Annotated in this window: 25 protein-coding genes; 13 read left to right on the top strand and 12 right to left on the bottom strand. The window is 60.9% G+C overall.

Annotated features, from left to right (window positions below; translation table 11 throughout):
• Positions 1-72 precede the first annotated feature (72 nt).
• Positions 73-702, bottom strand: coding sequence for an L-threonylcarbamoyladenylate synthase (locus tag PSH57_RS06415; protein WP_047226981.1), 630 nt, complete (start codon positions 700-702; stop codon positions 73-75).
• A gap of 13 nt (positions 703-715) precedes the next feature.
• Positions 716-1,579, bottom strand: a complete 864-nt coding sequence (locus tag PSH57_RS06410; protein ID WP_305388571.1) for a PHP domain-containing protein — start codon at positions 1,577-1,579, stop codon at positions 716-718.
• A gap of 87 nt (positions 1,580-1,666) precedes the next feature.
• Here PSH57_RS06410 and PSH57_RS06405 point away from each other — a divergent pair, with 87 nt between their 5' ends.
• The 11 genes from PSH57_RS06405 (at position 1,667) to PSH57_RS06355 (ending at position 14,092) form a co-directional block, all read left to right on the top strand.
• Entirely contained in the window at positions 1,667-2,263 is a 597-nt protein-coding gene (locus PSH57_RS06405; protein ID WP_305388568.1) for a septation protein A, read from the top strand.
• Between the two features lies 1 nt (position 2,264).
• Positions 2,265-2,564: a YciI family protein gene (locus PSH57_RS06400; RefSeq protein WP_305388567.1), complete on the top strand. Its 300-nt coding sequence runs from the start codon at positions 2,265-2,267 to the stop codon at positions 2,562-2,564.
• A 106-nt stretch (positions 2,565-2,670) separates the two neighbouring features.
• Entirely contained in the window at positions 2,671-3,081 is a 411-nt protein-coding gene (locus PSH57_RS06395) for an SH3 domain-containing protein (protein ID WP_305388565.1), read from the top strand.
• Between the two features lie 7 nt (positions 3,082-3,088).
• The gene (locus tag PSH57_RS06390) at positions 3,089-3,766 is read left to right on the top strand and encodes a response regulator transcription factor (RefSeq protein WP_256231272.1); all 678 of its coding nucleotides are present in this window, start codon (positions 3,089-3,091) and stop codon (positions 3,764-3,766) included.
• 328 nt (positions 3,767-4,094) lie between these two features.
• A complete protein-coding gene (locus PSH57_RS06385; RefSeq protein ID WP_305388564.1) occupies positions 4,095-4,541 on the top strand; it encodes a Spy/CpxP family protein refolding chaperone in 447 nt (148 codons plus the stop codon).
• A 66-nt stretch (positions 4,542-4,607) separates the two neighbouring features.
• On the top strand, positions 4,608-5,948 hold the full coding sequence (locus PSH57_RS06380; RefSeq protein ID WP_305388563.1) for a sensor histidine kinase: 1,341 nt from the start codon (positions 4,608-4,610) through the stop codon (positions 5,946-5,948).
• Between the two features lie 200 nt (positions 5,949-6,148).
• The gene (locus PSH57_RS06375) at positions 6,149-7,576 is read left to right on the top strand and encodes a di-heme oxidoreductase family protein (RefSeq protein ID WP_305388561.1); all 1,428 of its coding nucleotides are present in this window, start codon (positions 6,149-6,151) and stop codon (positions 7,574-7,576) included.
• Between the two features lie 29 nt (positions 7,577-7,605).
• Positions 7,606-8,670 (top strand): imelysin family protein, encoded by a 1,065-nt coding sequence (locus tag PSH57_RS06370; protein ID WP_305388558.1) that lies wholly within the window; start codon positions 7,606-7,608, stop codon positions 8,668-8,670.
• A gap of 2 nt (positions 8,671-8,672) precedes the next feature.
• The gene (locus PSH57_RS06365; RefSeq protein WP_305388556.1) at positions 8,673-9,770 is read left to right on the top strand and encodes a DUF1513 domain-containing protein; all 1,098 of its coding nucleotides are present in this window, start codon (positions 8,673-8,675) and stop codon (positions 9,768-9,770) included.
• Between the two features lie 133 nt (positions 9,771-9,903).
• Positions 9,904-11,052 (top strand): efflux RND transporter periplasmic adaptor subunit, encoded by a 1,149-nt coding sequence (locus PSH57_RS06360; RefSeq protein WP_305388553.1) that lies wholly within the window; start codon positions 9,904-9,906, stop codon positions 11,050-11,052.
• 13 nt (positions 11,053-11,065) lie between these two features.
• The gene (locus PSH57_RS06355; protein ID WP_305388551.1) at positions 11,066-14,092 is read left to right on the top strand and encodes a multidrug efflux RND transporter permease subunit; all 3,027 of its coding nucleotides are present in this window, start codon (positions 11,066-11,068) and stop codon (positions 14,090-14,092) included.
• Positions 14,093-14,184: 92 nt separating this feature from the next.
• Here the strand turns inward: PSH57_RS06355 and PSH57_RS06350 are convergent, their stop codons facing one another.
• The 5 genes from PSH57_RS06350 to colR form a co-directional block, all read right to left on the bottom strand.
• Positions 14,185-14,412 (bottom strand): hypothetical protein, encoded by a 228-nt coding sequence (locus PSH57_RS06350; RefSeq protein WP_305388549.1) that lies wholly within the window; start codon positions 14,410-14,412, stop codon positions 14,185-14,187.
• Positions 14,413-14,414: 2 nt separating this feature from the next.
• On the bottom strand, positions 14,415-15,125 hold the full coding sequence (locus PSH57_RS06345) for a lipopolysaccharide kinase InaA family protein (RefSeq protein ID WP_305388548.1): 711 nt from the start codon (positions 15,123-15,125) through the stop codon (positions 14,415-14,417).
• Between the two features lie 4 nt (positions 15,126-15,129).
• Positions 15,130-15,798, bottom strand: coding sequence for a class I SAM-dependent methyltransferase (locus PSH57_RS06340; protein ID WP_305388547.1), 669 nt, complete (start codon positions 15,796-15,798; stop codon positions 15,130-15,132).
• A gap of 141 nt (positions 15,799-15,939) precedes the next feature.
• Positions 15,940-17,217, bottom strand: coding sequence for a sensor histidine kinase (locus PSH57_RS06335; protein ID WP_305388546.1), 1,278 nt, complete (start codon positions 17,215-17,217; stop codon positions 15,940-15,942).
• Positions 17,207-17,890, bottom strand: a complete 684-nt coding sequence (colR, locus tag PSH57_RS06330) for a two-component system response regulator ColR (protein ID WP_047226998.1) — start codon at positions 17,888-17,890, stop codon at positions 17,207-17,209. Before colR ends, PSH57_RS06335 begins: the two co-directional genes overlap by 11 nt.
• 230 nt (positions 17,891-18,120) lie before the next feature.
• Here colR and PSH57_RS06325 point away from each other — a divergent pair, with 230 nt between their 5' ends.
• The gene (locus PSH57_RS06325) at positions 18,121-18,861 is read left to right on the top strand and encodes a phosphatase PAP2 family protein (protein WP_305388545.1); all 741 of its coding nucleotides are present in this window, start codon (positions 18,121-18,123) and stop codon (positions 18,859-18,861) included.
• Positions 18,862-19,056: 195 nt separating this feature from the next.
• Here the strand turns inward: PSH57_RS06325 and groL are convergent, their stop codons facing one another.
• From groL to PSH57_RS06305, 4 genes are all read right to left on the bottom strand, one after another.
• The gene (gene groL / locus PSH57_RS06320; RefSeq protein ID WP_305416434.1) at positions 19,057-20,700 is read right to left on the bottom strand and encodes a chaperonin GroEL; all 1,644 of its coding nucleotides are present in this window, start codon (positions 20,698-20,700) and stop codon (positions 19,057-19,059) included.
• A 50-nt stretch (positions 20,701-20,750) separates the two neighbouring features.
• Positions 20,751-21,044 (bottom strand): co-chaperone GroES, encoded by a 294-nt coding sequence (locus tag PSH57_RS06315; RefSeq protein WP_003204913.1) that lies wholly within the window; start codon positions 21,042-21,044, stop codon positions 20,751-20,753.
• Between the two features lie 244 nt (positions 21,045-21,288).
• Positions 21,289-21,765 carry an FxsA family protein gene (locus PSH57_RS06310; protein WP_305388544.1) on the bottom strand — a complete coding sequence of 159 codons (477 nt, stop codon included), beginning with the start codon at positions 21,763-21,765 and terminating at the stop codon, positions 21,289-21,291.
• A 66-nt stretch (positions 21,766-21,831) separates the two neighbouring features.
• Positions 21,832-22,563 (bottom strand): HugZ family pyridoxamine 5'-phosphate oxidase, encoded by a 732-nt coding sequence (locus tag PSH57_RS06305; RefSeq protein WP_305388542.1) that lies wholly within the window; start codon positions 22,561-22,563, stop codon positions 21,832-21,834.
• Positions 22,564-22,726: 163 nt separating this feature from the next.
• Here PSH57_RS06305 and PSH57_RS06300 point away from each other — a divergent pair, with 163 nt between their 5' ends.
• Positions 22,727-23,485 carry an SDR family oxidoreductase gene (locus tag PSH57_RS06300; RefSeq protein WP_107321990.1) on the top strand — a complete coding sequence of 253 codons (759 nt, stop codon included), beginning with the start codon at positions 22,727-22,729 and terminating at the stop codon, positions 23,483-23,485.
• Positions 23,486-23,670: 185 nt separating this feature from the next.
• Here the strand turns inward: PSH57_RS06300 and apbC are convergent, their stop codons facing one another.
• Positions 23,671-24,765, bottom strand: a complete 1,095-nt coding sequence (apbC, locus tag PSH57_RS06295) for an iron-sulfur cluster carrier protein ApbC (protein ID WP_305388538.1) — start codon at positions 24,763-24,765, stop codon at positions 23,671-23,673.
• Between the last annotated feature and the right edge of the window lie 181 nt (positions 24,766-24,946).

Here is a 24,946-nt window from a genome sequence, read left to right as displayed (position 1 = left end):
GGCGAACGGCAGCTCTTGCTGCGCGCCGGCCTGGCTGTCGGCACTCTCTACGGCGGTTTCCACTGCGGACACTCAGGCCTCGACCAGAAACGGGGCTGGATCGCCACAACCGATACGCACCACTTGCGGCTCGCCATCGGCCAGGTTGATCACCGTGGAGGCCTTCATACCGCCGAACCCGCCATCGATGATCAGGTCGACCTGATGCTCGAGCAACTGGCGCATCTCGTAAGGGTCATTCATCGGTTCGGTCTCGCCGGGCATGATCAATGTCACGCTCATCAGCGGTTCACCCAGCTCCGCCAGCAGCGCCAGGGCAATGGGGTGGCTGGGCACCCGCAGGCCGATGGTGCGTTTTTTCGGGTGCAACAACAGCCGCGGGACTTCCCGGGTGGCGTTGAGAATAAAGGTGTAAGGCCCTGGAAGGTGGGCTTTGAGCAGGCGGAAGGTGCCGGTGTCGATCTTGGCGAACAGGCCCAACTGCGACAGGTCGCTGCAGATCAGCGCAAAGTTGTGCTTGTCATCCAGCTGACGCAGGCGTCTTACCCGCTCTACGGCGTTCTTGTCGCCGATCTGACAACCGATGGCGTAGGAAGAATCGGTGGGATAGACCACCACACCACCGCCCCGAATGATTTCCACCGCCTGTTTGATCAGGCGCGCTTGCGGGTTTTCCGGATGAATCTGGAAAAATTGACTCACGTGTTCTACCTGTTCAGACGGTGGCGGTAACGGGATCATGTTTGAATCTACACCATAGTGGTGGCAGATCTTCCGGCAACGGGCGGTATTCGCCTATCTCGGACCAGCCTCCAGGGCCATGGAAATCACTGCCGGCGGTCACCAGCAGGCCGAACTCACGGGCCAGAATCGCCAGGCTGCCGACCTGCTCGGCCGGCTGATGGCCATTGACCACCTCGATGGCGTGGCCCCCTGCTTGAATATAGTCGGCCACCAGACGACGACGCTTGCTGCGAGTGAAATCATAGTGCCACGGATGCGCCAGGCTGACCCAGGCCCCGGCGGTTCGCAGGGTTTGGACGGTCTCTTCCAGGGTCGGCCAGTGTTGCTTGACGTCCCCGAGCTTGCCGGCCCCCAGCCATTTGCGAAACGCCTCGGCGCGGTCCTTGACGAAACCTTCGCGCACCATCCAGTCCGCGAAGTGCGGGCGGGCCGGGGCGTTGCCGCTGTCGCCCAGTTCCTGCTGGATTTGCCGGGCGCCCTCAAGCGCACCGGGCATGCCCTTGAGGGCAAGCTTGCGGCTGATCTCCTCGGAACGCAGCCAGCGGCCATCGTGCAGTTGCGCAATGGCCTGGACCAGGGACGGTGCATTCACATCAAAACCGTAACCCAGTACGTGAATGGTCGCGCCGCCCCAGGTGCAGGACAACTCGACCCCGTTGACCAGTTGCATGCCCAGCGCCGTCGCCGCGCTACGGGCTTCGTCGAGGCCTTCGAGGGTGTCGTGATCGGTCAGGGCCAGGACTCGCACGCCGTGCTCGAACGCCCGCGCCACCAGAACCGCAGGCGCCAGGGCGCCATCGGAGGCCGTGCTATGGCAGTGCAAATCAACATTCACGAGAGTTTGTTACCTCAAATCAGCTGGCCCTATCGCGGCCAAGGATGTTTGTTATTATGCCGCCACATCCTGCTTCTGGCTGCCACTGTGAAACAATTCATCGACTTCATCCCGCTTCTGCTGTTTTTCATCGTCTACAAGCTTGACCCACGGACCGTCGACATTGCCGGCCACTCCTTGACTGTAGGCGGTATCTACAGCGCCACCGCGATGCTGATCATCAGCTCGCTGGTGGTCTATGGCGCACTGTTCGTGTCCCAACGCAAACTGGAGAAAAGCCAGTGGCTGACCCTGATCGCCTGCCTTGTCTTCGGCAGCCTGACCCTGGCCTTCCACAGCGAAACCTTCCTTAAGTGGAAAGCCCCGGTGGTCAACTGGCTGTTCGCCCTGGCCTTCATCGGCAGTCACTTCGTCGGCGATCGCCTGCTGATCAAGCGCATCATGGGCCACGCCTTGAACCTGCCGGACGTCATCTGGACCCGGCTCAACATCGCCTGGATCGCGTTTTTCCTGTTCTGCGGCGCCGCCAACCTGTTCGTCGCGTTCACGTTCCAGAGCTACTGGGTCGACTTCAAGGTCTTCGGCAGCCTGGGCATGACGCTGCTGTTCCTGATTGGCCAGGGCATCTACCTGTCCCGTCACCTGCACGATGCCGACACCACCACGCCAAAAACCGAGGACTGACATGCTCTACGCAATCATTGCCACCGACGTCGCCAATTCCCTGGAAAAACGCCTGGCCGCCCGCCCTGAACACCTGGCGCGCCTGCAACAGCTCAAGGCCGAAGGCCGCGTCGTGCTGGCGGGCCCGCACCCGGCGGTGGACAGCAATGACCCCGGCGCGGCGGGTTTCTCCGGCAGCCTGATCGTCGCCGAGTTCGATTCCCTGGTCGCGGCGCAAGCCTGGGCCGAGGCCGACCCGTTCGTGGCTGCCGGTGTCTACGCCAATGTCGTGGTCAAGCCGTTCAAGCAAGTCCTGCCGTAAATCCTGCTGTGCGATGAGCCTTCGCGGCTCATTGCGCTCAATCGCTCATTGTTCTCGTTTGCCTGCCGACAACCTGTCTAATCTCGATTGGAATTCAGGAGCTGCAATGCGCAAAGGTCCGCTGTGCCTGTTATGGGTCTCGTTGGCGTTCGGGGCTCCCGCCCATGGGGAAGAAAGCACCGACGGCGGTCATTCGACGCCCTTGTCCTTGAGCGCAGGCAGTCAGATCAACGAATTGCAGCAACGCTTGAAAAACAGCGAACGCATGCGCGAGGAACTGACCCAGCAACTGCAAAATGCCAACGGCGAACGCGAGAGCGTGCTGGTAGGCCGGTTGCGCCAGGAGAACCAGCGCCTGAAACTGCAACTCAAGGAGGCCCAGGCCAGCCCCCTGCCACGCCTGCTGACCGATCAGCAGCAGTGGTTCGTCATTGGTGCCGGGGTAGCGCTATTGGCCCTGCTCTGCGGTATCTTTGCCAGCGGTGGACGTAGACAACGTCGGCAATGGCTAAATTGAGTGAGTCATGAGCGAGCTGTTACTGATTGATGATGACCAGGAGCTGTGTGAGCTCCTCGGCAGTTGGCTGGGTCAGGAAGGTTTTCTGGTCCGGGCCTGCCACGATGGGCAGAGCGCCCGCAAGGCCCTGGCCGAAACCGCGCCGGCAGCGGTGGTGCTGGATGTGATGCTGCCCGACGGCAGCGGCCTGGAGTTGCTCAAGCAACTGCGCAACGATCACCCGGAGCTGCCGGTACTGATGCTCTCGGCCCGTGGCGAACCGCTGGATCGTATCCTGGGCCTGGAGCTGGGGGCCGACGATTACCTGGCCAAACCTTGCGACCCGCGGGAACTGACCGCGCGTCTGCGCGCCGTATTGCGCCGCAGCCACCCCATGGCTGTGTCCAGCCAGATCGAATTGGGTGACCTGACCTTCAGCCCGGTGCGTGGTGTGGTCAGCATCGATGAGCAGGAGCAGACCCTGACCGTTTCCGAAAGCCGCCTGCTCGAAGCGCTGCTCAAGCAGCCGGGCGAGCCTCTGGACAAGCAGGATCTGGCGCAGATCGCCCTGGGACGCAAGCTGACCCTGTACGACCGTAGCCTCGATATGCACGTGAGCAACCTGCGCAAGAAAATCGGCCCTCACGCCGACGGTCGCCCGCGCATCGTGGCGCTGCGTAGCCGTGGTTATTACTACAGCCTTTAAGCACTGCGCCGCTGGGCTGTGGGAGCAAAAGCCTCTAAGCACTGCGCCGCTGGACTGTGGGAGCAAAAACCTCTAAGCACTGCGCCGCTGGACTGTGGGAGCAAAGCTTGCTCGCGATGCAGGCGCCTCGGTTCCCCCAGAGACAATGTTGCCTTCATCGCGGGCAAGCCTTGCTCCCACAGGGCTTTGTGCTCGGTCCTGCAGATTTGTCAGGTCTGCACCAAAACGTCTTTACCCAAGCTTTACGCACCCCTGACCGCCGCTGACCTTGATCTCCGTAATCTGAACACATCCGGAACTGACCGGGAACGAGACAAGGAGATACACCATGCGCAAGACCCTTATCGCTCTGATGTTCGCTGCCGCCGTGCCTACCGTTGCGATGGCCATGCCTGAAGGCGCCGGCCCGATGGGACCAATGGGCCCGATGGACGGCCCGCGTCATGGCGGCCAGATGCACGGCAAAGGTCCGTACAGCCAACTGGACCTGAGCCGCGAACAACGCCAGCAGATGCACAAGATCATGGGCGAACAGCGCCACGAGCGCCGCGAACTGGTAGAAAAGTACCTGGCCAAACTGTCGCCAGCCGATCAGAAAGCCATGAAAGATGAAATGGCGGCCCGGCACGAAAAAGTCGATGCCCAGATCCGCGGGTTGTTGAAGCCTGAGCAGCAAAAAGAGTTTGATGCGATCCAGAAGAAACAAGCCGAGCGTCGGGCCGAATGGGCCGAGTTCAAGGCCTGGAAAGCGCAGCAGCCGCAAAAAGCGCAATAATGCGCTGACGCTCCCCAGCCCAACGGCAAATCGCCGTTGGGCTTTCTTTGTTTTCGAGGATTTATCGTGCGTTCACTGTTCTGGCGCATCCTGGCCAGTTTCTGGCTGGCCATCGCCCTGGTTGCAGGGCTTTCGATTCTGTTGGGCCACATGCTGAACCAGGATGCCTGGATCCTCAGCCGCCATCCGGGCCTCAATACCCTGGCCGAAGAGTGGACGCAAACCTACGAAAGTCAGGGCGAAGACGCCGCCGAGCAGATCCTGCAACAGCGCAAGCACCAGTATCACATCAACGTTCAGGTGCTCAACGAAAGCGGCGTCCCGGTGGTCCGCGGCACTTTCCCGCGTCGCGCCGCAGCCTTCGAGGCGCGACAGAACAACGACGACCGGCGCCTGCCCTGGCGGCGCCTGACCGACGAATTCACCAGCGCCAAGACCGGCGATACATACCTGTTCATCTACCGCATTCCCCACCCCGAACTGGACGCATGGCACCGCGGCAGCCTGCTCTGGCCTCTGAGTGCGCTGGGGATCGCGTTGGTGGTGCTGACCTTGTTCAGCCTGCTGGTGACCTTCTCCATCACCCGTCCGCTGAGCCGCCTGCGCGGTGCGGTGCATGACCTGGGGCAGGCCACTTACCAGCAGAACAGCCTCGCCAAACTGGCCAACCGCCGGGATGAATTTGGCGTGCTGGCCACCGATTTCAATCGTATGGGCGCGCGCCTGCAAAGCCTGATCGCCAGCCAGCGTCAATTACTGCGCGATGTGTCCCACGAATTGCGCTCGCCCCTGGCACGACTGCGCATCGCCCTGGCGCTGGCGGAACGGGCCAGCCCTCAGGAGCGTGAAAAACTCTGGCCGCGCCTGACCCGCGAATGTGATCGCCTGGAGGCGCTGATCAGCGAAATCCTGGTATTGGCCCGGGTCGATGCCGACAATGCTGGCGCTGAAGAGGTGGACCTCAACGAGCTGCTGATGACCCTGCAAAAAGACACGCAGTTGGCCTCACCGGAACAAAGCGTGCGATTGGACGTTGAGCCGAACCTGGCCCTCAAAGGCTGGCCGACCATGATCGAACGGGCCCTGGATAACCTGCTGCGCAACGCTCAGCGCTTCAATCCGGCCGGGCAGCCGATCGAGATGCGCGCGGTGCGCCAGGGCGAACGGATCCTGATCAGCGTGCGCGACCACGGTCCAGGCGTGGAGGCCGAACACCTGGGTCAGTTGGGCGAGCCGTTCTATCGCGCCCCCGGCCAGACCGCCGCCGGCCATGGCCTGGGTCTGGCCATCGCCCGTCGCGCCGCCGAGCGTCATGGCGGCGCACTGGTGCTGGCCAACCATCCCGAGGGCGGGTTCATCGCGAGCCTGGAGTTACCGTTGGTGCCAGGGGCGGTCGTTCAGCCCTGAGCCTGCGCATTGTGGGAGCAAGGCTTGCCCGCGATGGACGCGACGCGATCTTTCAGAATCGACGCGCCTCTATCGCGAGCAAGCTTTGCTCCCACAGGCCAAACTGCCCCGCCTCGAACCAAACGATAATTCCTCTTATTCAAACCCCTGCGCCCTGTTAGACTTTGCGCCCTCGTTTCACTCGTCTTCCAGGAAGTCCAATGCCGTCGCTGCCTCTTCGCTTATGCACTCTGTTCATGGCCCTGGGCCTGAGTGCCTGCGATGATGCCCCGCGTTTTACCCAGGCCGAACCCGGCGAAGCCCGGTCCGCAGGCGGGGCGACGGTGCGCAAGAGTGATCAGAACGCCTTTTCTTTGCCCTCGGCCAACCTGCCGCCTTCGCGGCGCGTGGACTTCGCCGTGGGCAACAGTTTTTTCCGCAGCCCCTGGGTGATCGCGCCATCGACCACCACCGCCCGAGACGGCCTTGGACCATTGTTCAATACCAACGCCTGCCAGAACTGCCACATCAAGGACGGTCGCGGCCATCCGCCGGCACCGGACGCGGCGAACGCTGTGTCGATGCTGGTGCGCCTGTCGATTCCCGATGCCCCGCCCTACGCCAAGATCATTGAACAACTGGGGGTGGTGCCGGAGCCGACCTATGGCGGGCAATTGCAGGACATGTCCGTGCCCGGCGTCGTTCCCGAAGGCAAGGTGCGGGTCGATTACACGCCGGTCCCGGTGCATTTTAAGGACGGCACGGTCGTAGAACTGCGCAAGCCGCACCTGCAGATTACCCAACTGGGCTATGGTCCGATGCACCCCGACACACGCCTTTCGGCCCGCGTCGCACCGCCGATGATCGGCCTGGGGCTGCTCGAAGCCATCCCCGATGAAGCTATCCTGGCCAACGCTCAAGCCCAGGCCCGGGAGAACAACGGCATCACCGGCCGGCCAAACCAGGTCTGGGACGATATCCAGCAAAAAACCGTATTGGGACGTTTCGGCTGGAAGGCCGGACAACCGAACCTCAACCAACAGAATGTCCACGCCTTTTCCGGTGACATGGGTCTTACCACAAGTCTGCGGCCATTCGACGACTGCACCCAAGTCCAGATCGACTGCAAGCGCGCGCCGAACGGCAACGGCCCCGATGGCGAGCCGGAGGTCAGCGACAACATTCTGCGGCTGGTGCTGTTCTACAGCCGCAACGTCGCCGTGCCGGCCCGGCGCGAGGTGAACTCGCCTCAGGTGCTGGCCGGCAAGAATCTGTTTTTCCAGGCCGGCTGCCAGTCGTGCCACACACCGAAATACACCACGTCCGCCAACGCTGCCGAACCGGAACTGGCAAACCAGGTCGTCCGCCCTTACACCGACCTGCTGTTGCACGACATGGGCGAAGGCCTGGCCGATAACCGCAGCGAATTCAAGGCCAGCGGCCGTGACTGGCGGACCCCGCCGCTGTGGGGCGTCGGTCTGACCGAAGCCGTCGGTGGTCACACCCAGTTCTTGCACGACGGTCGCGCGCGCAACCTGCTCGAAGCCGTTCTGTGGCATGGCGGCGAAGCGCAAGCGGCGCAGCAACAGGTCCTAGCGTTCAATGCCGAGCAACGGGCTGCGTTGCTGGCGTTCCTGAATTCCCTTTAAACGCATTTTCCGAAACACGGGAGTCCGACATGTTCCGTCCCAAGCTGTTGTTCACCAGCCTCGCCGCTATCGCCCTCGGCGCCTGCTCGCCCCAGGATCCGCAAGCGGTCACTTCGGCGGCGATCGCCAAGCAAGTGATCCTGCCAACCTACAGCCGCTGGGTCGAGGCCGACCGGCAACTGGCAACCAGCGCCCTGGCGTTCTGCCAGGGCAAGGAAAACCTGGAGACCGCCCGCGCCGACTTCCTCAAGGCACAAAAAGCCTGGGCCGAGTTGCAACCGCTGCTGATCGGCCCACTGGCCGAAGGCAACCGCGCCTGGCAGGTGCAGTTCTGGCCGGACAAGAAAAACCTGGTGGGCCGTCAGGTCGAGCAACTGGTCAATAACCAGCCGCAGATCGACGTTGCCGCTCTGGCCAAGTCCAGCGTTGTGGTCCAGGGCCTCTCCGCCTATGAGTACCTGCTGTTCGACGCCAAGATCGACATGGCCGACAGCGCGCAAAAAGCCAAGTACTGCCCGCTGCTGACCGCCATCGGTGAACGTCAGAAACAACTGGCCGAAGATATCCTGTCACGCTGGAACACCAACGACGGCATGCTTGCCCAGATGAGCAAGTTTCCGAACCAGCGCTACGCCGATTCCCACGAGGCGATCGCCGATTTGCTGAGGGTCCAGGTCACCGCCCTGGACACCTTGAAGAAGAAACTCGGCACGCCGATGGGCCGTCAGAGCAAGGGCGTCCCACAACCTTTCCAGGCCGATGCCTGGCGCAGCCAGTCGTCGCTGCAAGGCCTGCAAGCCAGCCTGAGCGCGGCCAGGACCGTCTGGGTCGGCGTGGACAACAAGGGCCTGCGCAGCCTGTTGCCAAGCGAGCAGAAACCCCTGGCCGACAAGATCGACGCGGCCTACGACACCTCGTTGAAACTGTTCGCCGAAAGCCAGCGCTCACTGGTCGAAATGCTCGGTGACGACGCCGGGCGCCAGCAGCTCAACGAACTGTACGACAGCCTCAACGTTGTCCATCGCCTGCACGAAGGCGAACTGGCCAAGGCGTTGGGGATTCAATTGGGCTTCAATGCCAACGACGGTGACTGATCATGTTTCGACGTCAGGCTCTGGCACTGGGCAGCCTGCTGCTCGGCGCCGTTACCCTGGGCGGCTGGACGCTGTTCAAACAAAAGGACAAGAGTCCGCTCCTGCTTTCGGCACGGGACGACAGCGACGGCAAGCACTACGCCGTTGGCTACCGACTGGACGGCAGCCGGGTGTTTGCCACCCAGGTCAAGCAGCGATGCCATGACATCATCAACCATCCGACACAACCGTTTGCGCTGTTCGTCGCCCGTCGCCCAGGCACCGAAAGCTACCTGATCGACCTGCGCGACGGTTCGTTGCTGCAGACCATCACCTCGTTGCCGAACCGGCATTTCTATGGGCACGCGGTGATTCACAATAGCGGTGAATGGCTGTACGCCACCGAGAATGACACCACCGATCCCGGGCGCGGCCTGCTGGGTGTGTACCGTTTCGAAGGCGAACGGTTGGTGCACAGCGGCGAACTGTCCACTCACGGCATCGGCCCTCACCAAGTGTCGTGGATGCCCGACGGCGAAACGCTGGTGGTCGCCAACGGCGGCATCCGCACCGAGGCCGAAAGCCGCGTCGAGATGAACCTCAATGCCATGGAGCCGAGCCTGGTGCTGATGCAGCGCGATGGCACCCTGCTGAGCAAGGAAACCCTCGCCCAATCGATGAACAGCGTGCGCCACATGGGCATCGCCAGCGATGGCACCATCGTGTCCGGCCAGCAATTCATGGGCGATGCCCACGAATCCTCCGAGCTCTTGGCGATCAAGCGTCCAGGCCAGCCGTTTCAGGCATTCCCGGTGGCCGAGCATCAATTGCAGGCCATGGGTCATTACACCGCCAGCGTCGCCGTACACAGCGACCTGCGCCTGGTGGCCCTGACAGCGCCCCGTGGCAACCGCTTTTTTATCTGGGACCTGGACAGTGGCGAAGTACGCCTGGATGCGCCTCTGCCGGACTGCGCCGGTGTAGGGGCGGTGGCCGACGGTTTCGTCGTGACGTCGGGTCAGGGTCGTTGCCGCTATTACGATTGTCGGCAGTCACAACTGGTTGCAAAGCCACTGGATCTGCCCGCGGGGCTCTGGGACAACCATTTGCATTTGATCTGACAAGCGAGCGGGCAGCTTCTAGGAAAAATCCCTACACATTACCGATGAACATCGTTTTGAATCGGTCGCGCACTCGGAGTAATGTGCCCGCCTGTCTGTCTTTTCTCTCGGCTTATTTCCAAGGAAGTGGAACATGCTGCGACGCCGCATGCTGATCATGTTGGGTGTTGTCCTGCTGGTGGTATTGCTACTGGCCGGCTACAAGGGTTTCTCCGTTTACCAGCAGATCCAGATGTTTTCTGCCCCCAAACCGCCGGTCAGCGTCGCCGTGGCCACGGCTGTCGAGCAGCCTTGGCAAACTCGCCTGCCCACCGTCGGCAGCCTCACCGCGCTGCAAGGCGTAGACCTGAGCCTGGAGATTGCCGGGACAGTGCAGAAGGTGCAGTTCCAGTCGGGGCAAAAGGTCAAGGCCGGCCAGCCACTTGTGCAACTGGACAGTGACGTCGAAAGCGCGCTGCTGGAAACCGCCGTGGCCGACCTTGGCCTGTCGCAACTTGATTTTGGCCGGGGTCGGCAACTGGTGGGCAGCCAGGCGATCTCCAAGGGCGAATTCGACCGGCTCGCGGCGCAGTTGAAAAAGAACCAGGCCACGGTCAACCAGCTCAAGGCTTCGCTGGCCAAGAAACACATCCTCGCACCTTTCAGCGGCACCATCGGCATTCGCCAGGTGGACGTCGGCGACTACCTGGCCAGCGGCACGGTGATCGCCACCCTGCAAGACCTGAGCAGCCTGTATGTGGATTTCTACCTCCCCGAGCAAGCGGTACCCAAGCTTGCGGTTGGCCAGGCAATCAACGTCAGTGTCTCGGCCTATCCCGGCCAGACCTTCGTCGGCGCCATCAGCGCGATCAACCCCAAGATCGAAGACAGCACGCGCAATGTGCTGGTACGCGCCACCCTGGGCAATCCCGACGGCAGGCTGTTGCCCGGCATGTTCGCCAGCCTGCAGGTGATCCTCCCGGATAGGGCCAACGCCATCGTCGTGCCGGAAAGCGCCGTGACCTACACCCTCTACGGCAACTCCATGTACGTGGTGACGCAGAAGAAAACCGACGACGGCAACGTCGAGAAAGATGACAAGGGCCAGCCGATCCTGATCGCCGAACGGCGGTTCGTCGAAACCGGTGAGCGACGCGACGGGCAGGTGCTGGTTTCCAAAGGCGTGCAGAGCGGCGAACAGGTCGTGATCGCGGGCCAGATCAAACTGGATAACGGCACGCCCATCGCCATCAGCGACGACAAGACCCTGACCGAACAGAACAGCCCGCCACCCGCGGACTGATCAAGGAACCCCCATGGCTTTTACTGATCCGCTCATTCGCCGTCCGGTGCTCGCCACCGTGGTCAGCCTGTTGATCGTGCTGCTGGGTTTCCAGGCCTGGAGCAAGCTCCCCCTGCGCCAGTACCCGCAGATGGAGAACGCCCTGATCACGGTGACCACCGCTTACCCCGGGGCCAACGCCGAGACCATTCAGGGCTATATCACCCAACCGATGCAACAGAGCCTCGCCAGCGCCGAGGGCATCGACTACATGACCTCGGTCAGCCGTCAGAATTTTTCGGTGATATCGGTCTACGCCCGCATTGGCTCCAACAGCGACCGGCTCTTTACCGAGTTGCTGGCCAAGGCCAACGAGGTCAAGAACCAGCTGCCCCAGGACGCTGAAGACCCGGTGCTCAGCCGCGAGGCCGCCGATGCCTCGGCGCTGATGTACATCAGCTTTTTCAGTAAGGAGCTGAATAACCCGCAGATCACCGACTATCTGTCGCGGGTGGTCCAGCCCAAACTGGCGACACTGCCGGGGATGGCCGAAGCGGAGATTCTCGGCAACCAGGTCTTCGCCATGCGCCTGTGGCTGGATCCGGTCAAGCTGGCCGGTTTTGGTCTCACCGCCGCCGACGTGACCGATGCCGTGCGCCAGTACAACTTCCTCTCGGCCGCCGGTGAGGTGAAAGGCGAATACGTGGTCACCAGTATCAACGCCAACACCGAACTCAAGTCCGCCGAGGCCTTCGCGGCGATCCCGCTCAAGACCGACGGCGACAGCCGGGTGCTGCTGCGCGATGTCGCCCGGGTGGAGATGGGCGCCGAGAACTACGACACCATCAGCTCCTTCGGTGGCACGCCCTCGGTGTACATCGGCATCAAGGCCACCCCCGGCGCGAACCCGCTGGACGTGATCAAGGAAGTGCGCAGGATCATGCCGGATCTGGAGGCCCAACTGCCGGCCAACCTCAAGGCCGAGATCGCCTACGACGCCACCCTGTTCATCCAGGCTTCCATCGACGAGGTGGTCAAAACCCTCTTCGAGGCGGTGCTGATTGTCATCGTCGTGGTGTTCCTGTTCTTAGGCGCCCTGCGTTCGGTGGCCATCCCGGTGGTGACCATCCCGCTGTCGATGATTGGCGTGATGTTCTTCATGCAGTTGATGGGTTACTCGATAAACCTCCTGACCCTGCTCGCCATGGTGCTGGCAATTGGTCTTGTGGTGGACGACGCGATCGTGGTGGTGGAAAACATCCACCGGCACATCGAGGAAGGCAAAAGTCCGTTCGACGCTGCAATTGAAGGTGCCCGGGAGATCGCTATGCCGGTGGTCTCGATGACCATCACGCTGGCGGCGGTGTACGCGCCGATCGGTCTGTTGGAGGGGATCACGGGGGCGCTGTTCAAGGAGTTCGCGCTGACCCTCGCCGGGGCGGTGGTGATTTCCGGGATCGTCGCACTGACCCTCTCGCCCATGATGTGCGCCATGCTGTTGCGTCACGAGGAGAACCCCTCGGGACTGGCTCATAGACTGGACGTGGTTTTCGAACGTCTTAAAGACCGCTACCAGCGCATGCTTCACGGCATGCTCAATACCCGGCCTGTGGTGCTGGTGTTCGCGGTGATCGTGCTGCTGCTGATTCCGGTGCTGATCATGTTCTCCAAGTCCGAGCTGGCCCCCGATGAAGACCAGGGCATCATCTTCATGATGGCCAATGCCCCCCAGCCGACCAATCTCGACTACCTGAACAGCTACACCGATCATTTCATCACCATCTTCAAGGAGTTCCCGGAGTACTACTCCTCGTTCCAGATCAATGGCTACAACGGTGTGCAGTCAGGCATCGGTGGCTTCCTGCTCAAACCCTGGAACGAACGCAGCCGCAGCCAGATGGAAATCCTGCCGGAAGTCCAGGCCAAGCTGGAGAACATCCCCGGCTTGCAGATATTCGGTTTCAACCTGCCCTCCCTGCCTGGCACCGGCGAAGGCTTGCCATTTGCCTTCGTCATCAATTCGCCCAAGGACTACGCGACGCTGTTGCAGATTGCCGACCGGGTCAAAAAGCGCGCACTGGAGTCCGGCAAGTTTGCCTTCATGGACGTTGACCTGGCTTTCGACAAACCCGAGGTCGTCGTGGACATCGATCGCGCCAAGGCCGCCCAGATGGGCGTCTCGATGCAAGATCTGGGCGGCACCCTCGCCACCCTGCTGGGGGAGGCCGAGATCAACCGCTTTACCATCGAAGGGCGCAGCTACAAGGTCATCGCCCAGGTCGAACGGCCGTTCCGGGACAACCCGGACTGGTTGAACAACTACTACGTAAAAAATACCCAGGGTGAATTGCTGCCGCTGTCGACGCTGATCAAAGTCAGCGATCGGGCACGACCACGGCAGTTGAATCAGTTCCAGCAACTCAACGCGGTGACGATCTCGGGTTTTCCCATCGTGAGTATGGGCGAAGCCATCGAGACGGTCCGCCAGATTGCCCAAGAAGAGGCTCCGGCAGGGTTCGCTTTCGACTACGCAGGGGCTTCGCGACAGTTCGTCCAGGAAGGCAGCGCGCTATGGGTCACCTTTGCCCTTGCGCTGGCGATCATCTTCCTGGTGTTGGCCGCCCAGTTCGAAAGCTTCCGGGATCCGCTGGTGATTCTGGTGACGGTGCCGCTGTCGATTTGCGGCGCCTTGATTCCGCTATTCCTCGGCTGGTCGAGCATGAACATTTACACCCAGGTAGGGCTGGTGACGCTGATCGGCCTGATCAGCAAGCACGGGATCCTGATCGTTGAGTTCACCAACCAGCTGCGCAGGGAACAGGGGCTAACCCCACGGGAGGCCGTGGAGCAAGCCGCATCGATTCGTTTGCGTCCGGTACTGATGACCACCGCGGCGACGGTATTTGGCATGGTGCCATTGATCCTCGCTACCGGGGCCGGGGCGGTGAGCCGCTTCGACATCGGCTTGGTGATCGCCACCGGGATGTCGATTGGCACGTTGTTCACACTGTTCGTGTTGCCCTGCGTGTATACACTGCTGGCCAAGCCGGACAAACCCTAACCTGGCCACTGACTCTGAAGGCGCTGCCAAAGGCTGCGCTCCAAAAATAAAGGCCTCGCATACGCGAGGCCTTTATCCTGGCTTTCTGTCCATCAACTCTGAGGCCTCATGCCTTGGGAAAGACTGAACATGAACAGCAACAGATCGTCGTCTGGACGGATTGCCTCGCTGGCCTTGGCCACCCGTGGCAAAGGACAGTACGCGCCCAGTTGAGAGGCACTGAGGATCTGCGACCGGGGCTGCTCCCAGACCGCCACCGCCATTGATGCAACTGCCAGAGCTCCCACTAAGAACAAACCTCTAGCAATTTCTAGTTTCATCACTATAAACCCTTGATAGCGCTGCCAAACGCCGCCCTGTAAAAGTAGACGAGTTTTTCCCACTCTGAATCGCTGAACGACGAATGGCGTCGCAGTTGCTTCATGTCGTGGGACGCCGCAGTCCGGGAAGTCAGGCGTTGCCGGGATTTCTCCAAATCCAGCAGAGCCACTTCGGCCCGGGCCGACTCGCCCTCTCCGGTCACGCGCACAAATACATGCTTGATATAGAGGCAACCATGTTGCCAACGTCCCTTATGCATCCGAGCCAGGTTCTCAGCCAATGCCTGTAGGATTCGCTCATGCCCCGCCTCGCCATGACGCTCGCGTCCGCCTGCGGCATACCAGTGTTCCAGTTCCACGAAACCGTCCAACGCCTGGGTCACAAGTAGCGCACGCCACTTGTGAATCGGGTCCCGCTGTGCGCCACAGAAGATGACCTTAGGGACGCTGACGTCGAGTCGGGTCAGTTCCAGGAGGGCATCTTGTTCGCGCAGCACGGTGGGGCGTCCAAACGGATGCAGCAAGCTACGATAAGTGTGTCCGGTCTGGCGTTTGGCGTACAGCAGATCGCCGTCGCCGCTGCGGATCCGCTGCACACCGCTTTCACCGCCACGACGCACATTGGGCTTTTCCACCCATTCACCCTGCTGATTCCAGAAGTGTTCGAAGCTGCAGCGGGGGACCGCTGTTGTCTCTACTGCCTGCACAACCATGCTGTTACCTCTTGCGTAATACATAAACTCGCCACATGGCATAGAGCGGCAGGAAATCCAGTCGTTCCTGAATGCGAAAACCGGCCTGTCGAAACTCACCCTCGACTGTAGCGGCCGGTAACACAAACCGATTCTGGTAGCCTTTCTGCCCACGCGTGCGCTCCAGACGCTTACGTTTCCAGGCCTTGAAATTTCCATCGACCCACAATGAAACGATCACGCTGTCACGGGTGACACGCTCGAATTCCCGCAGAATCGCCAGTCGATGCGCAGGCTCACCGATGTGGTGGAGCAGGCGCATGCAAAAAATGCTGTCGACGGCGTTATCAGGCAAGGCAATGTCGAACGCGGAGGCGTGCAAGGGTTGTACCCGTTTTACGACATCGGCAGGTTGAGCGTTCATCGCTGTCATGAGCATGGCTTCGGAATTGTCCGCACCGATGATCACCCGGTTCGGTTTTTCGGCCAGCACAGGCCATAAACGGCCGGCACCACACGGCAAGTCCAGCACCAGGCCAGGATCACCTGCCAACGCCAAAGCCGTGCGTGCCAGTTGTTCATCACGGCGGTGGGAAAGACGTCGACTCAGACCGGTCTGGTGCTTATGCAGGTATTGGTGGGCGTGCTTTTCGTCATATTTTTCGGAAAAGTCGAGCTTGATGGGATTGGACATTGGCGGGAGCCTCCATAATGCAATGGCTCCCACGTTAGGGATGGACATGTCCGCGCCAAGTCATCCCTTTGTGAAAACTTCATCATGCAGGCACTCGACGGCTTTCAAGATATTTCCAACAGCCAGGCTTGAGCTCCGTGCTCAGCTACGAGAATGCAATTCAACCTCAAAATGACAGCCATTGGGTTCCATCGTGCTGAGGCTCACTGTCCAGCCCTGGTTTTCGCAAATCCGCTGCACTAACGAAAGTCCCAAACCAAGCCCTTCACCGCGCTTTTCGTTACCCCGCACGAACGGTTCGAACATTGCCTCGCGTTTTTCTTCGGGAATGCCCACGCCACTGTCCTCGACCACGAACCCGCTGGCAGACAGCGTGAGACGAATGAAGCCCTGATCGGTGTAGTGCAAGGCGTTGCGCAGCAAGTTACCCATGACGGCGGTCAGGAACGTGGCGTTGTACGGCGTGTCGGCGGTTTGCCCCGGCTCGAAGATCAGCGTCAGGCCCTTGGCTTCGATCGGAGCACGCCACAGCCCAACGAGGTCCTCTGCCACCTGGCCTAACGTCAACCGAGGCGACATGCCGTTGTCTTCGCGTTGGGTCCTGGCGAGCATCAGGAAGGTTTGCACCAACTCGCGCATTTCTTCACTGGCCCGACTGATACGCTCGACCTGTTTGCGACCGCGCTGATCCAGGGCAGGATTCTCCAGCAAGAGCTCACAGGAGCTGGCCAGGACCATCAGCGGCGTGCGTAACTCATGGCTTACGTCGCTGGTAAACAACCGCTCACGCGTCAAAGCCTGGCGCAGTCGCCCAAGCGTAGCGTCGAACGCCACGGCCAGCTCACCCACTTCATCGGCGGCATAATCGGGGGCCAGCGGCGGGGCCAGCCCGAGGAGCTGATCACGATGACGCACCTGCCGAGCCAGGCGCACGACCGGCGCCATCACCCGACGAGCCAGGACCCAACCCAGGAAAACCGCCAACGCCAGGCTGAGCACGAAGCCCACCAGTACGACGGCGAACAGCACCCGTTCGCGCTCTTCGAAGTCGCTCTGGTCCTGCAGTAGCACGTAGTGTCGACCGTCAACAATCTCGACCATGGCGTGATACGACAATTGCGCGCGAAAGACCTCGTGGAAACCGCGATCCAGGTGGCGCAGGTCCTTGGGCAAGTCGAAGTCCCCCGGGCCGCCACTGAAATAGAACAACTGGTCAGGTTCCGGACGGTGACTCCAGTCCGAAACGCTGTCCATCAGCAGCAGGCGTTGCAGGTCCCCCCCAAGTCCGGCGGAAATCAGTCTTTCTTCCACTAAGTGAACCGTCGCCACGATGCCCATGGCGAATGCCCCGGCGACCAACGCGCTCATCAGCGCGAAGGCGATGATGATCCGTTGGGCAAGGCTCTGCTTAAACTCCATCTCGGCCCTCGGCCAAGCGGTAACCAACGCCATGCACGGTGTGCAACAGCGGTTTGTCGAACGGTTTGTCGATCACCTGACGTAACTGATGGACGTGGCTGCGCAGACTGTCGCTGTCCGGGCAATCATCGCCCCACAGGGCTTCTTCGAGGATTTCCCGCCGCAACACATGGGGGCTTTTCTGCATCAAGACCGCCAGCAGCTTCAGGCCTACCGGGTTGAGCTTCAGCAGTTTGCCTTCACGGGTGACTTCCAGGGTATCGAGGTCGTAACTCAGGTCACCGACCTGCAAGGCGCGCCGCCCGCCGCCCTGGGCCCGCCGCATGACCGCTTCGATCCGCGCCGCCAGCTCCGACAAGGCAAAAGGCTTGACCAGGTAATCATCGGCGCCGGACTTGAACCCTTGCAGGCGGTCGTCCAGTTGATCCCGGGCCGTGAGCATGATCACCGGCGTATCACGTCGGGCGTCCTCGCGCAGGCGCTTGCACAAGGTGTAGCCGTCGATGCCCGGCAGCATGATGTCGAGCACGATCAGGTCATAGTGCTCGGTCGCGGCCAGGTGTAACCCCGACAGGCCGTCCTGGGCACAATCGACGGTGTAGCCTTTGAGCCCCAGGTAATCGGCCAGATTGGCCAGGATGTCACGGTTGTCTTCAACCAACAGAATTCGCATGGGCATCTCCTCTGCGCACGTGGACGGTCATCGTGGCCCGCGCAGCTTAAGGCCAAGTGTGAATCACGGCTAGGGTTGTATCGGCTGTCGGAGTGGTGAGCCCGCTCCCACAAGGGTCGAGAGTCGAACATTGACAAGTTTTTCACCCGGCATTCACACCTCGCCCACGGCACCCGGCCCAGACTGCGCGCAACGTGCTGCTCAAGAACACCTCCACCAAAGGTACTGCCATGGTTTCCACTGCCACCCGTCCCGTCTCCAGGCCATTGAATTTCCGTGTTGTCCTGGGCCTGCCCATCGCTGTCGCGGTGATGCTGGTGCTGCTGGAACTGACCACGCTGGACATGGACCTGGCCAGGCTGTTTTACGATCCGGTCGACGGATTCATCGGTCGGCACAGTTTTTTTCTGGAAGATATCCTGCATGACCGGGCCAAACAGGTGGTCATCGCATTTTCTGTGCTGTCGATTCTCGGGTTCATCTGCACGTTCTTCCTCACCTGGCTCAAGCCGTTCAAACGCGAACTGGGTTGCCTGGTGCTCTCCCTGGCGCTGGCCACTTCGTTCGTCACGCCGATGAAAGCCGTGACGGCAGTGCAATGCCCCTGGAGCCTGAAGGAGTTCGGCGGCAAGCAAACCTACAGCGAACTGCTGAGCCCGCGCCCGGCCACCGACAAACCCGGCCGATGCTGGCCCGGCGGTCACGCCGCCGCCGGGTTTACGCTGTTTGCGTTGTTCTTCGTACTGCGCGACCGCCGTCCGCGCCTGGCCCGCCAGGCCTTCATATTCGCCTTCACCCTGGGAACGTTGTTCTCCGTGAGCCGGATGATGCAAGGGGCGCACTTCTTTTCCCACAATGTCTGGACAGCGGTGTTCTGTTGGCTGATTTGCCTGGGGTGTTACTACTACATCCTCTACAGGCCGGCCGTTAAAGCTGATCGAGTGACCGAGGCGCATCCTGTTAGCGCCTAAACCCCGTGGGAGCAAAGCTTGCTCGCGATGGCGATGGTAGCTTCCGCATCTGGCGAGCTGACCCACCGCGATCGCGAGCAAGCTTTGCTCCCACAGGGCCCCCCGGCCCCTGCCAATGCTGGGATAAACCCGAGGCATTAAAAAACCCCGCCTGCTTTCGCAGGCGGGGTTTTTCAGTACAGGGGTAAGGCTGGCTTACATCATGCCGCCCATGCCACCCATGCCGCCCATGTCTGGCATGCCGCCGCCAGCTGGAGCGTCTTCCTTGATTTCAGCGATCATCGCCTCGGTGGTGATCATCAGGCTGGCAATCGACGAAGCCGCTTGCAGAGCCGAACGGGTCACTTTGGCCGGGTCCAGGATACCCATTTCGATCATGTCGCCGTATTCGCCAGTAGCAGCGTTGTAACCGTAGTTACCCGAACCCTGCTTGACCTTGTCGACCACAACGCTTGGCTCGTCGCCGGAGTTGGCAACGATCTGGCGCAGCGGTGCTTCAACAGCACGACGCAGCAACTGGATGCCCACGTTCTGGTCATCGTTGTCGCCTTTGAGCTCGCTGATGGCCTGCAGGGCACGAACCAGTGCCACGCCGCCGCCAGGTACCACGCCTTCTTCGACGGCTGCGCGGGTTGCGTGCAGGGCGTCTTCAACGCGGGCTTTCTTCTCTTTCATTTCAACTTCGGAACCGGCACCAACCTTGATCACTGCAACGCCGCCAGACAGCTTGGCCAGGCGCTCTTGCAGTTTTTCACGGTCGTAGTCGGACGAAGTCTCGGCCACTTGTGCGCGGATCTGAGTAACGCGAGCCTGGATATCAGCCTCAACGCCGGCACCGTCGATCACGGTGGTGTTTTCCTTGGACAGGATCACGCGCTTGGCGTTACCCAGGTGCTCCAGGGTGGTGCTTTCCAGGCTCAGGCCGATCTCTTCGGAGATAACGGTACCGCCGGTCAGTACGGCGATGTCCTGCAGCATGGCCTTGCGACGATCGCCGAAGCCTGGTGCCTTGACGGCAGCGACTTTAACGATACCGCGCATGTTGTTCACAACCAGAGTCGCCAGGGCTTCGCCTTCAACGTCTTCAGCCACGATCAGCAGTGGGCGGCCGGCTTTGGCAACGGCTTCGAGCACTGGCAGCATTTCGCGGATGTTGGAGATTTTCTTGTCGACCAGCAGGATCAGCGGGCTCTCAAGCTCGGCAACCATGGTGTCCGGCTTGTTGACGAAGTACGGCGACAGGTAGCCACGGTCGAACTGCATGCCTTCTACAACCGACAGTTCGTTTTCCAGGCCCGAGCCTTCTTCAACGGTGATCACGCCTTCTTTACCGACTTTTTCCATGGCTTCGGCAATGATGTCGCCGATGGAGTTGTCGGAGTTGGCCGAGATGGTGCCGACCTGAGCGATGGCCTTGGTGTCAGCGCATGGCTTGGACAGGGCTTTAAGCTCTTTGACGATGGCGATGGTCGCCTTGTCGATGCCGCGCTTGAGGTCCATCGGGTTCATGCCGGCAGCGACAGCCTTGAGGCCTTCGTTGACGATCGATTGAGCCAGAACGGTCGCGGTAGTGGTGCCGTCACCGGCGTCGTCGTTGGCACGGGAGGCAACGTCTTTGACCAGCTGCGCGCCCATGTTTTCGAAACGGTCCTTGAGCTCGATTTCCTTGGCTACGGAAACGCCGTCCTTAGTGATGGTCGGAGCGCCGAAGCTCTTCTCGATGATCACGTTACGGCCTTTAGGGCCCAGGGTCGCTTTTACTGCGTCAGCCAGGACGTTGACACCGGCGAGCATTTTCTTGCGGGCGGAATCGCCGAATTTAACTTCTTTAGCAGCCATGATCGATAATCCTTAAATACTTTGTAGTAACGGGAAAATGAGCGGGGGAATCAGCCTTCCAGGACAGCGAGGATTTCGTTCTCGCTCATCACCAGCAGGTCTTCGCCGTCGACTTTCACTGTGTTGCTGCCGGAGTAAGGGCCGAACACAACCTTGTCACCCACTTTCACGGCCAGCGCACGTACTTCACCGTTTTCCAGTGCCTTGCCTGGACCTACAGCGAGAACTTCACCGTGGTTGGCTTTTTCAGCAGCCGAACCTGGCAGGACGATACCGCCAGCGGTTTTCTTCTCTTCTTCGCTGCGACGGATGACGACGCGGTCATGCAGAGGACGAAGCTTCATTGTCGATCTCTCCTAATTTTGGTTTTCATCGGCCGGTGTAGTCCCGGCGGGTTTAACAAAAGCCGGCGGAGCCGGATGCGGTTCGTCAAGCGAACCGCGGAAGTCTGTCCAGTGTCGCCACCGGAAACCTTGCGGTGACCCATACATAAGGGCGTACAAGCCGATTTCAAGGGTCGGGTAGAAAATTTTTTACTTCACGAAGCCGAAAACGAACACGGCACCCGAAGGTGCCGTGTCGCGGTTTTTACTTGGGGTCGCGGTGCTCGAACTCGCCTTCGATCACATCGGGTTCGCGGCCCACGGGCTCTCGCGGAGCCGGCCCGCCACGGGACTGAAGGTCGTCGGCGAAGGCTCGCTGGCGAATCGCCTGTTCTTCGGCACGCTGGCGCATTTTATTGGCCAGCAACCGACGGGTGAACGGCAGCAGCATGACCAGGCCCAGCACATCGCTGATGAAGCCAGGCAGGATCAACAGACCGCCACCCAAGGCCAGCATCAGGCCTTCGAGCATGGTCTGGGCAGGCAACTCGCCACGATTCAGGCTTTCACGGGCACGCAGGGCCGTGGCGAGGCCGGCGATGCGCAGCACGAACACGCCGAGCATCGAGCCGAGAATGACCAGCAGCAACGCCGGGAAAAACCCGATCGCACCGCTGACCTTGACGAATACGAACAGCTCCAACACCGGGAACAGCAGAAAGAGCAACAAAAAAGGGCGCATCAAAAGGTTCCTCAACGCAAGAATGCCTTGCTATCAAACCCTAAATGACGTCGCCCTTTCGTGAATTCAAGCGTCAGCCTCAGCATTTTTTGGCCATTGCTCGGCGTGAGCCAGATAAACCAAGGCTTCGCGCACTTGTGTCGGCGTATTGCAAGGCGCTGGAAACGCCAGCCAATGCAGGGCCTGACCGATACGCAGGTGCATGCCTTCGCTGTCGATACCGACCAGTTGCGCAGGTTCGGTTGCGGGCAGACCGGCCAGCTCGACGTAATGCGCGATGGCCTTGGCATGGTCGGCATTCATGTGGTCGATCATGCTGGCTTCGGCCTTGCCGGCGAAAGGGTTGGCCAGGGTGATCTGGTCGATCCAGTGAATGGCACCGAAACCACCGATGTAACGATGACGCACGGGGTTGAGCACCCAGAAATCGAAGTCATGGGCCTTGTGGTAGTTCTGCGACTCAGGGAAATAACGGTAGTAACGTTCAGCGGCGGCGTCGATGGCGACGTTGTCTTCCAGCTTGCGCGCCTCGGCCAGATAAGTCAGGCGTCCGACGGCCTGCACATCCTCGGCCCCCCGCTCACCTACGAGCATTGAACACTTGGGGTCTTTTTGCAGGTTGTGGGTGTGCTGGGCGATACGGCTGATCAGGATCAGTGGACGGCCTTGGTCATCCAGGCAATATGGCACCACGGAGCCGAACGGGAAACCGGGCATGGATTTGGAATGGGTGGAGAGCATTCCACGGTATTCCTTGAGCAGCAATTCTCGTGCATGCTTGGCAGCTTCAACGCTCAAATTATGACTCCTTTAATAAAATCCGTCTGGAAACGGTCAGGCGACTGGAGCAATGTACCAGCGCGCCTTTGGGCAGTTCTCATGTGCAGCCGGGCTACGCCGTCGCAGATCGAGAGGCCAGTAAAAGGACATCCTCCAACCGCTCTGTAATCTGGACATGCGAATGCAACTCACCGACAAAGTAATCATTATCACCGGCGGTTGCCAGGGTCTGGGCCGCTCCATGGCCGAGTATTTCGCCGGCAAAGGTGCCAAGCTCGCCCTGGTGGACCTCAACCAGGAAAAACTCGATCAGGCAGTTGCCGCCTGCGCGGCCAAGGGCGTCGAGGCCCGGGCATATCTGTGCAACGTTGCCAATGAAGAGCAAGTGAGCGACATGGTCGCCCGGGTCGCCGAGGATTTCGGCGCGATTCACGGCTTGATCAACAATGCCGGGATCCTGCGCGACGGCTTGCTGCTCAAGGTCAAGGACGGTGAGATGAGCAAAATGAGCCTGGCCCAGTGGCAGGCGGTGATCGACGTCAACCTCACGGGTGTTTTCCTGTGCACCCGTGAAGTGGCGGCGAAAATGGTCGAGCTGAAGAACAGCGGTGCGATCATCAACATTTCGTCGATCTCGCGCGCCGGCAACGTCGGCCAGACCAACTATTCGGCGGCCAAGGCCGGTGTCGCGGCGGCCACGGTAACCTGGGCCAAGGAACTGGCGCGCTACGGTATCCGTGTCGCCGGCATCGCGCCGGGCTTCATCGAAACCGAAATGACCCTGGGCATGAAACCCGAAGCCCTGGAAAAAATGACCTCCGGCATCCCGCTCAAACGCATGGGCAAACCCGAAGAGATCGCCCATTCGGCGGCGTATATCTTCGAGAACGACTATTACACCGGCCGGATCCTGGAGATGGATGGCGGGTTGCGGATCTAAACCCAGCGCATAACCAAATGTGGGAGCGAGCTTGTGGGAGCACAGCTTGCTCGCGATAGCGGTTTTAAAGCCACAGATGTGTTGTATGTGACGCCGTCATCGCGAGCAAGCTGTGCTCCCACAGGTTTGCTCCCACAGGTTTGCTCCCACAGACTTGCTCCCACATGGGATTGCCGTTCACCCGATCAATCGTCGCTGATGGTGATGTTCGGCATCGCCGGTGACGCGGCCTCTTGCAACACGATCCGCGCGCCTACGTGGCGGGCCAGTTCCTGATAGACCATGGCGATCTGGCTGTCCGGCTCGGCGATGACCGTGGGTTTGCCGCCATCGGCCTGCTCGCGAATCAGCATCGACAGCGGCAGCGAGGCCAGCAGTTCGACTCCGTACTGGCTCGCCAGTTTTTCCCCGCCGCCTTCACCAAACAGGTGTTCGGCATGTCCGCAGTTCGAGCAGATGTGCACGGCCATGTTTTCCACCACACCCAGCACCGGGATGTTCACTTTGCGGAACATCTCCACGCCCTTGCGGGCGTCCAGCAGGGCCAGATCCTGCGGCGTGGTGACGATCACCGCGCCAGCCACCGGGACTTTCTGCGCCAGGGTCAGCTGGATATCCCCGGTGCCTGGCGGCATGTCGATCACCAGGTAATCCAGATCACCCCAGGCGGTCTGAGTCACCAGTTGCAGCAAGGCGCCGGAAACCATCGGCCCACGCCAGACCATCGGCGTGTTGTCATCGGTCAGGAAGGCCATGGACATCACTTCCACGCCATGGGACTGGATCGGCACGAACCACTTCTGATCCTTGACCTGCGGCCGGGTACCCTCGGCCACGCCGAACATGATGCCCTGGCTCGGACCATAGATGTCCGCATCGAGAATCCCGACCTTCGCGCCTTCACGGGCCAGGGCCAGGGCCAGGTTGGCGGCGGTGGTGGATTTACCCACACCGCCCTTGCCCGAGGCCACGGCGATCACGTTCTTGACGTTCGCCAGCCCCGGCACTTGCGCCTGGGCCTTGTGGGCAGCGATCACGCTGGTGACTTCGACTTTAGCGGCGACCACACCCTCCAAGGCCTCGATCGCCATCTGCAGCATCTGCGCCCAGCCGTTCTTGAACAGATCGGCGGCGTAGCCGATTTCCAGTTGAACGCTGACGCGATCACCCTGGATGTCGATGGCACGCACGCATCCGGCGCTGACCGGGTCCTGGTTCAGGTAGGGGTCGGTGTACTGGCGAAGGACGGCTTCCACCGCTGCGCGATTGACGGCGCTCATGGGCAACTCCGATAGCAAGACTTGAAAACAGGCCGCTATCCTACGCCCCACGTGCTTTTGTGGCGACCCGATTACTGTCGCGCGGATATCTTTGTGGCGAGGGGATTTATCCCCGCTGGGTTGCGAAGCGACCCCAAAACCAGGCGCCTCGGTGGATCAAACTGGTCAGGTTCGAATGTTT

It is taken from the genome of Pseudomonas hefeiensis (assembly GCF_030687835.1).
Lineage (GTDB): Bacteria > Pseudomonadota > Gammaproteobacteria > Pseudomonadales > Pseudomonadaceae > Aquipseudomonas > Aquipseudomonas hefeiensis.
This window is presented reverse-complemented; position numbering and strand designations above follow the sequence as displayed.

Excerpts from the sequence above, each read along its gene's own strand:
- PSH57_RS06370 (WP_305388558.1), top strand. The coding sequence starts at position 7,606 with ATGTTCCGTCCCAAGCTGTTGTTCACCAGCCTCGCCGCTATCGCCCTC.
- PSH57_RS06375 (WP_305388561.1), top strand. The coding sequence starts at position 6,149 with ATGCCGTCGCTGCCTCTTCGCTTATGCACTCTGTTCATGGCCCTGGGC.
- PSH57_RS06335 (WP_305388546.1), bottom strand. The coding sequence starts at position 17,217 with ATGGAGTTTAAGCAGAGCCTTGCCCAACGGATCATCATCGCCTTCGCG.
- PSH57_RS06350 (WP_305388549.1), bottom strand. The coding sequence starts at position 14,412 with ATGAAACTAGAAATTGCTAGAGGTTTGTTCTTAGTGGGAGCTCTGGCA.
- PSH57_RS06315 (WP_003204913.1), bottom strand. The coding sequence starts at position 21,044 with ATGAAGCTTCGTCCTCTGCATGACCGCGTCGTCATCCGTCGCAGCGAA.
- PSH57_RS06390 (WP_256231272.1), top strand. The coding sequence starts at position 3,089 with ATGAGCGAGCTGTTACTGATTGATGATGACCAGGAGCTGTGTGAGCTC.
- PSH57_RS06385 (WP_305388564.1), top strand. The coding sequence starts at position 4,095 with ATGCGCAAGACCCTTATCGCTCTGATGTTCGCTGCCGCCGTGCCTACC.
- PSH57_RS06310 (WP_305388544.1), bottom strand. The coding sequence starts at position 21,765 with ATGCGCCCTTTTTTGTTGCTCTTTCTGCTGTTCCCGGTGTTGGAGCTG.
- PSH57_RS06325 (WP_305388545.1), top strand. The coding sequence starts at position 18,121 with ATGGTTTCCACTGCCACCCGTCCCGTCTCCAGGCCATTGAATTTCCGT.
- PSH57_RS06365 (WP_305388556.1), top strand. The coding sequence starts at position 8,673 with ATGTTTCGACGTCAGGCTCTGGCACTGGGCAGCCTGCTGCTCGGCGCC.
- PSH57_RS06345 (WP_305388548.1), bottom strand. The coding sequence starts at position 15,125 with ATGGTTGTGCAGGCAGTAGAGACAACAGCGGTCCCCCGCTGCAGCTTC.
- PSH57_RS06360 (WP_305388553.1), top strand. The coding sequence starts at position 9,904 with ATGCTGCGACGCCGCATGCTGATCATGTTGGGTGTTGTCCTGCTGGTG.
- PSH57_RS06355 (WP_305388551.1), top strand. The coding sequence starts at position 11,066 with ATGGCTTTTACTGATCCGCTCATTCGCCGTCCGGTGCTCGCCACCGTG.
- PSH57_RS06395 (WP_305388565.1), top strand. The coding sequence starts at position 2,671 with ATGCGCAAAGGTCCGCTGTGCCTGTTATGGGTCTCGTTGGCGTTCGGG.
- PSH57_RS06300 (WP_107321990.1), top strand. The coding sequence starts at position 22,727 with ATGCAACTCACCGACAAAGTAATCATTATCACCGGCGGTTGCCAGGGT.
- colR (WP_047226998.1), bottom strand. The coding sequence starts at position 17,890 with ATGCGAATTCTGTTGGTTGAAGACAACCGTGACATCCTGGCCAATCTG.
- groL (WP_305416434.1), bottom strand. The coding sequence starts at position 20,700 with ATGGCTGCTAAAGAAGTTAAATTCGGCGATTCCGCCCGCAAGAAAATG.
- apbC (WP_305388538.1), bottom strand. The coding sequence starts at position 24,765 with ATGAGCGCCGTCAATCGCGCAGCGGTGGAAGCCGTCCTTCGCCAGTAC.
- PSH57_RS06400 (WP_305388567.1), top strand. The coding sequence starts at position 2,265 with ATGCTCTACGCAATCATTGCCACCGACGTCGCCAATTCCCTGGAAAAA.
- PSH57_RS06340 (WP_305388547.1), bottom strand. The coding sequence starts at position 15,798 with ATGTCCAATCCCATCAAGCTCGACTTTTCCGAAAAATATGACGAAAAG.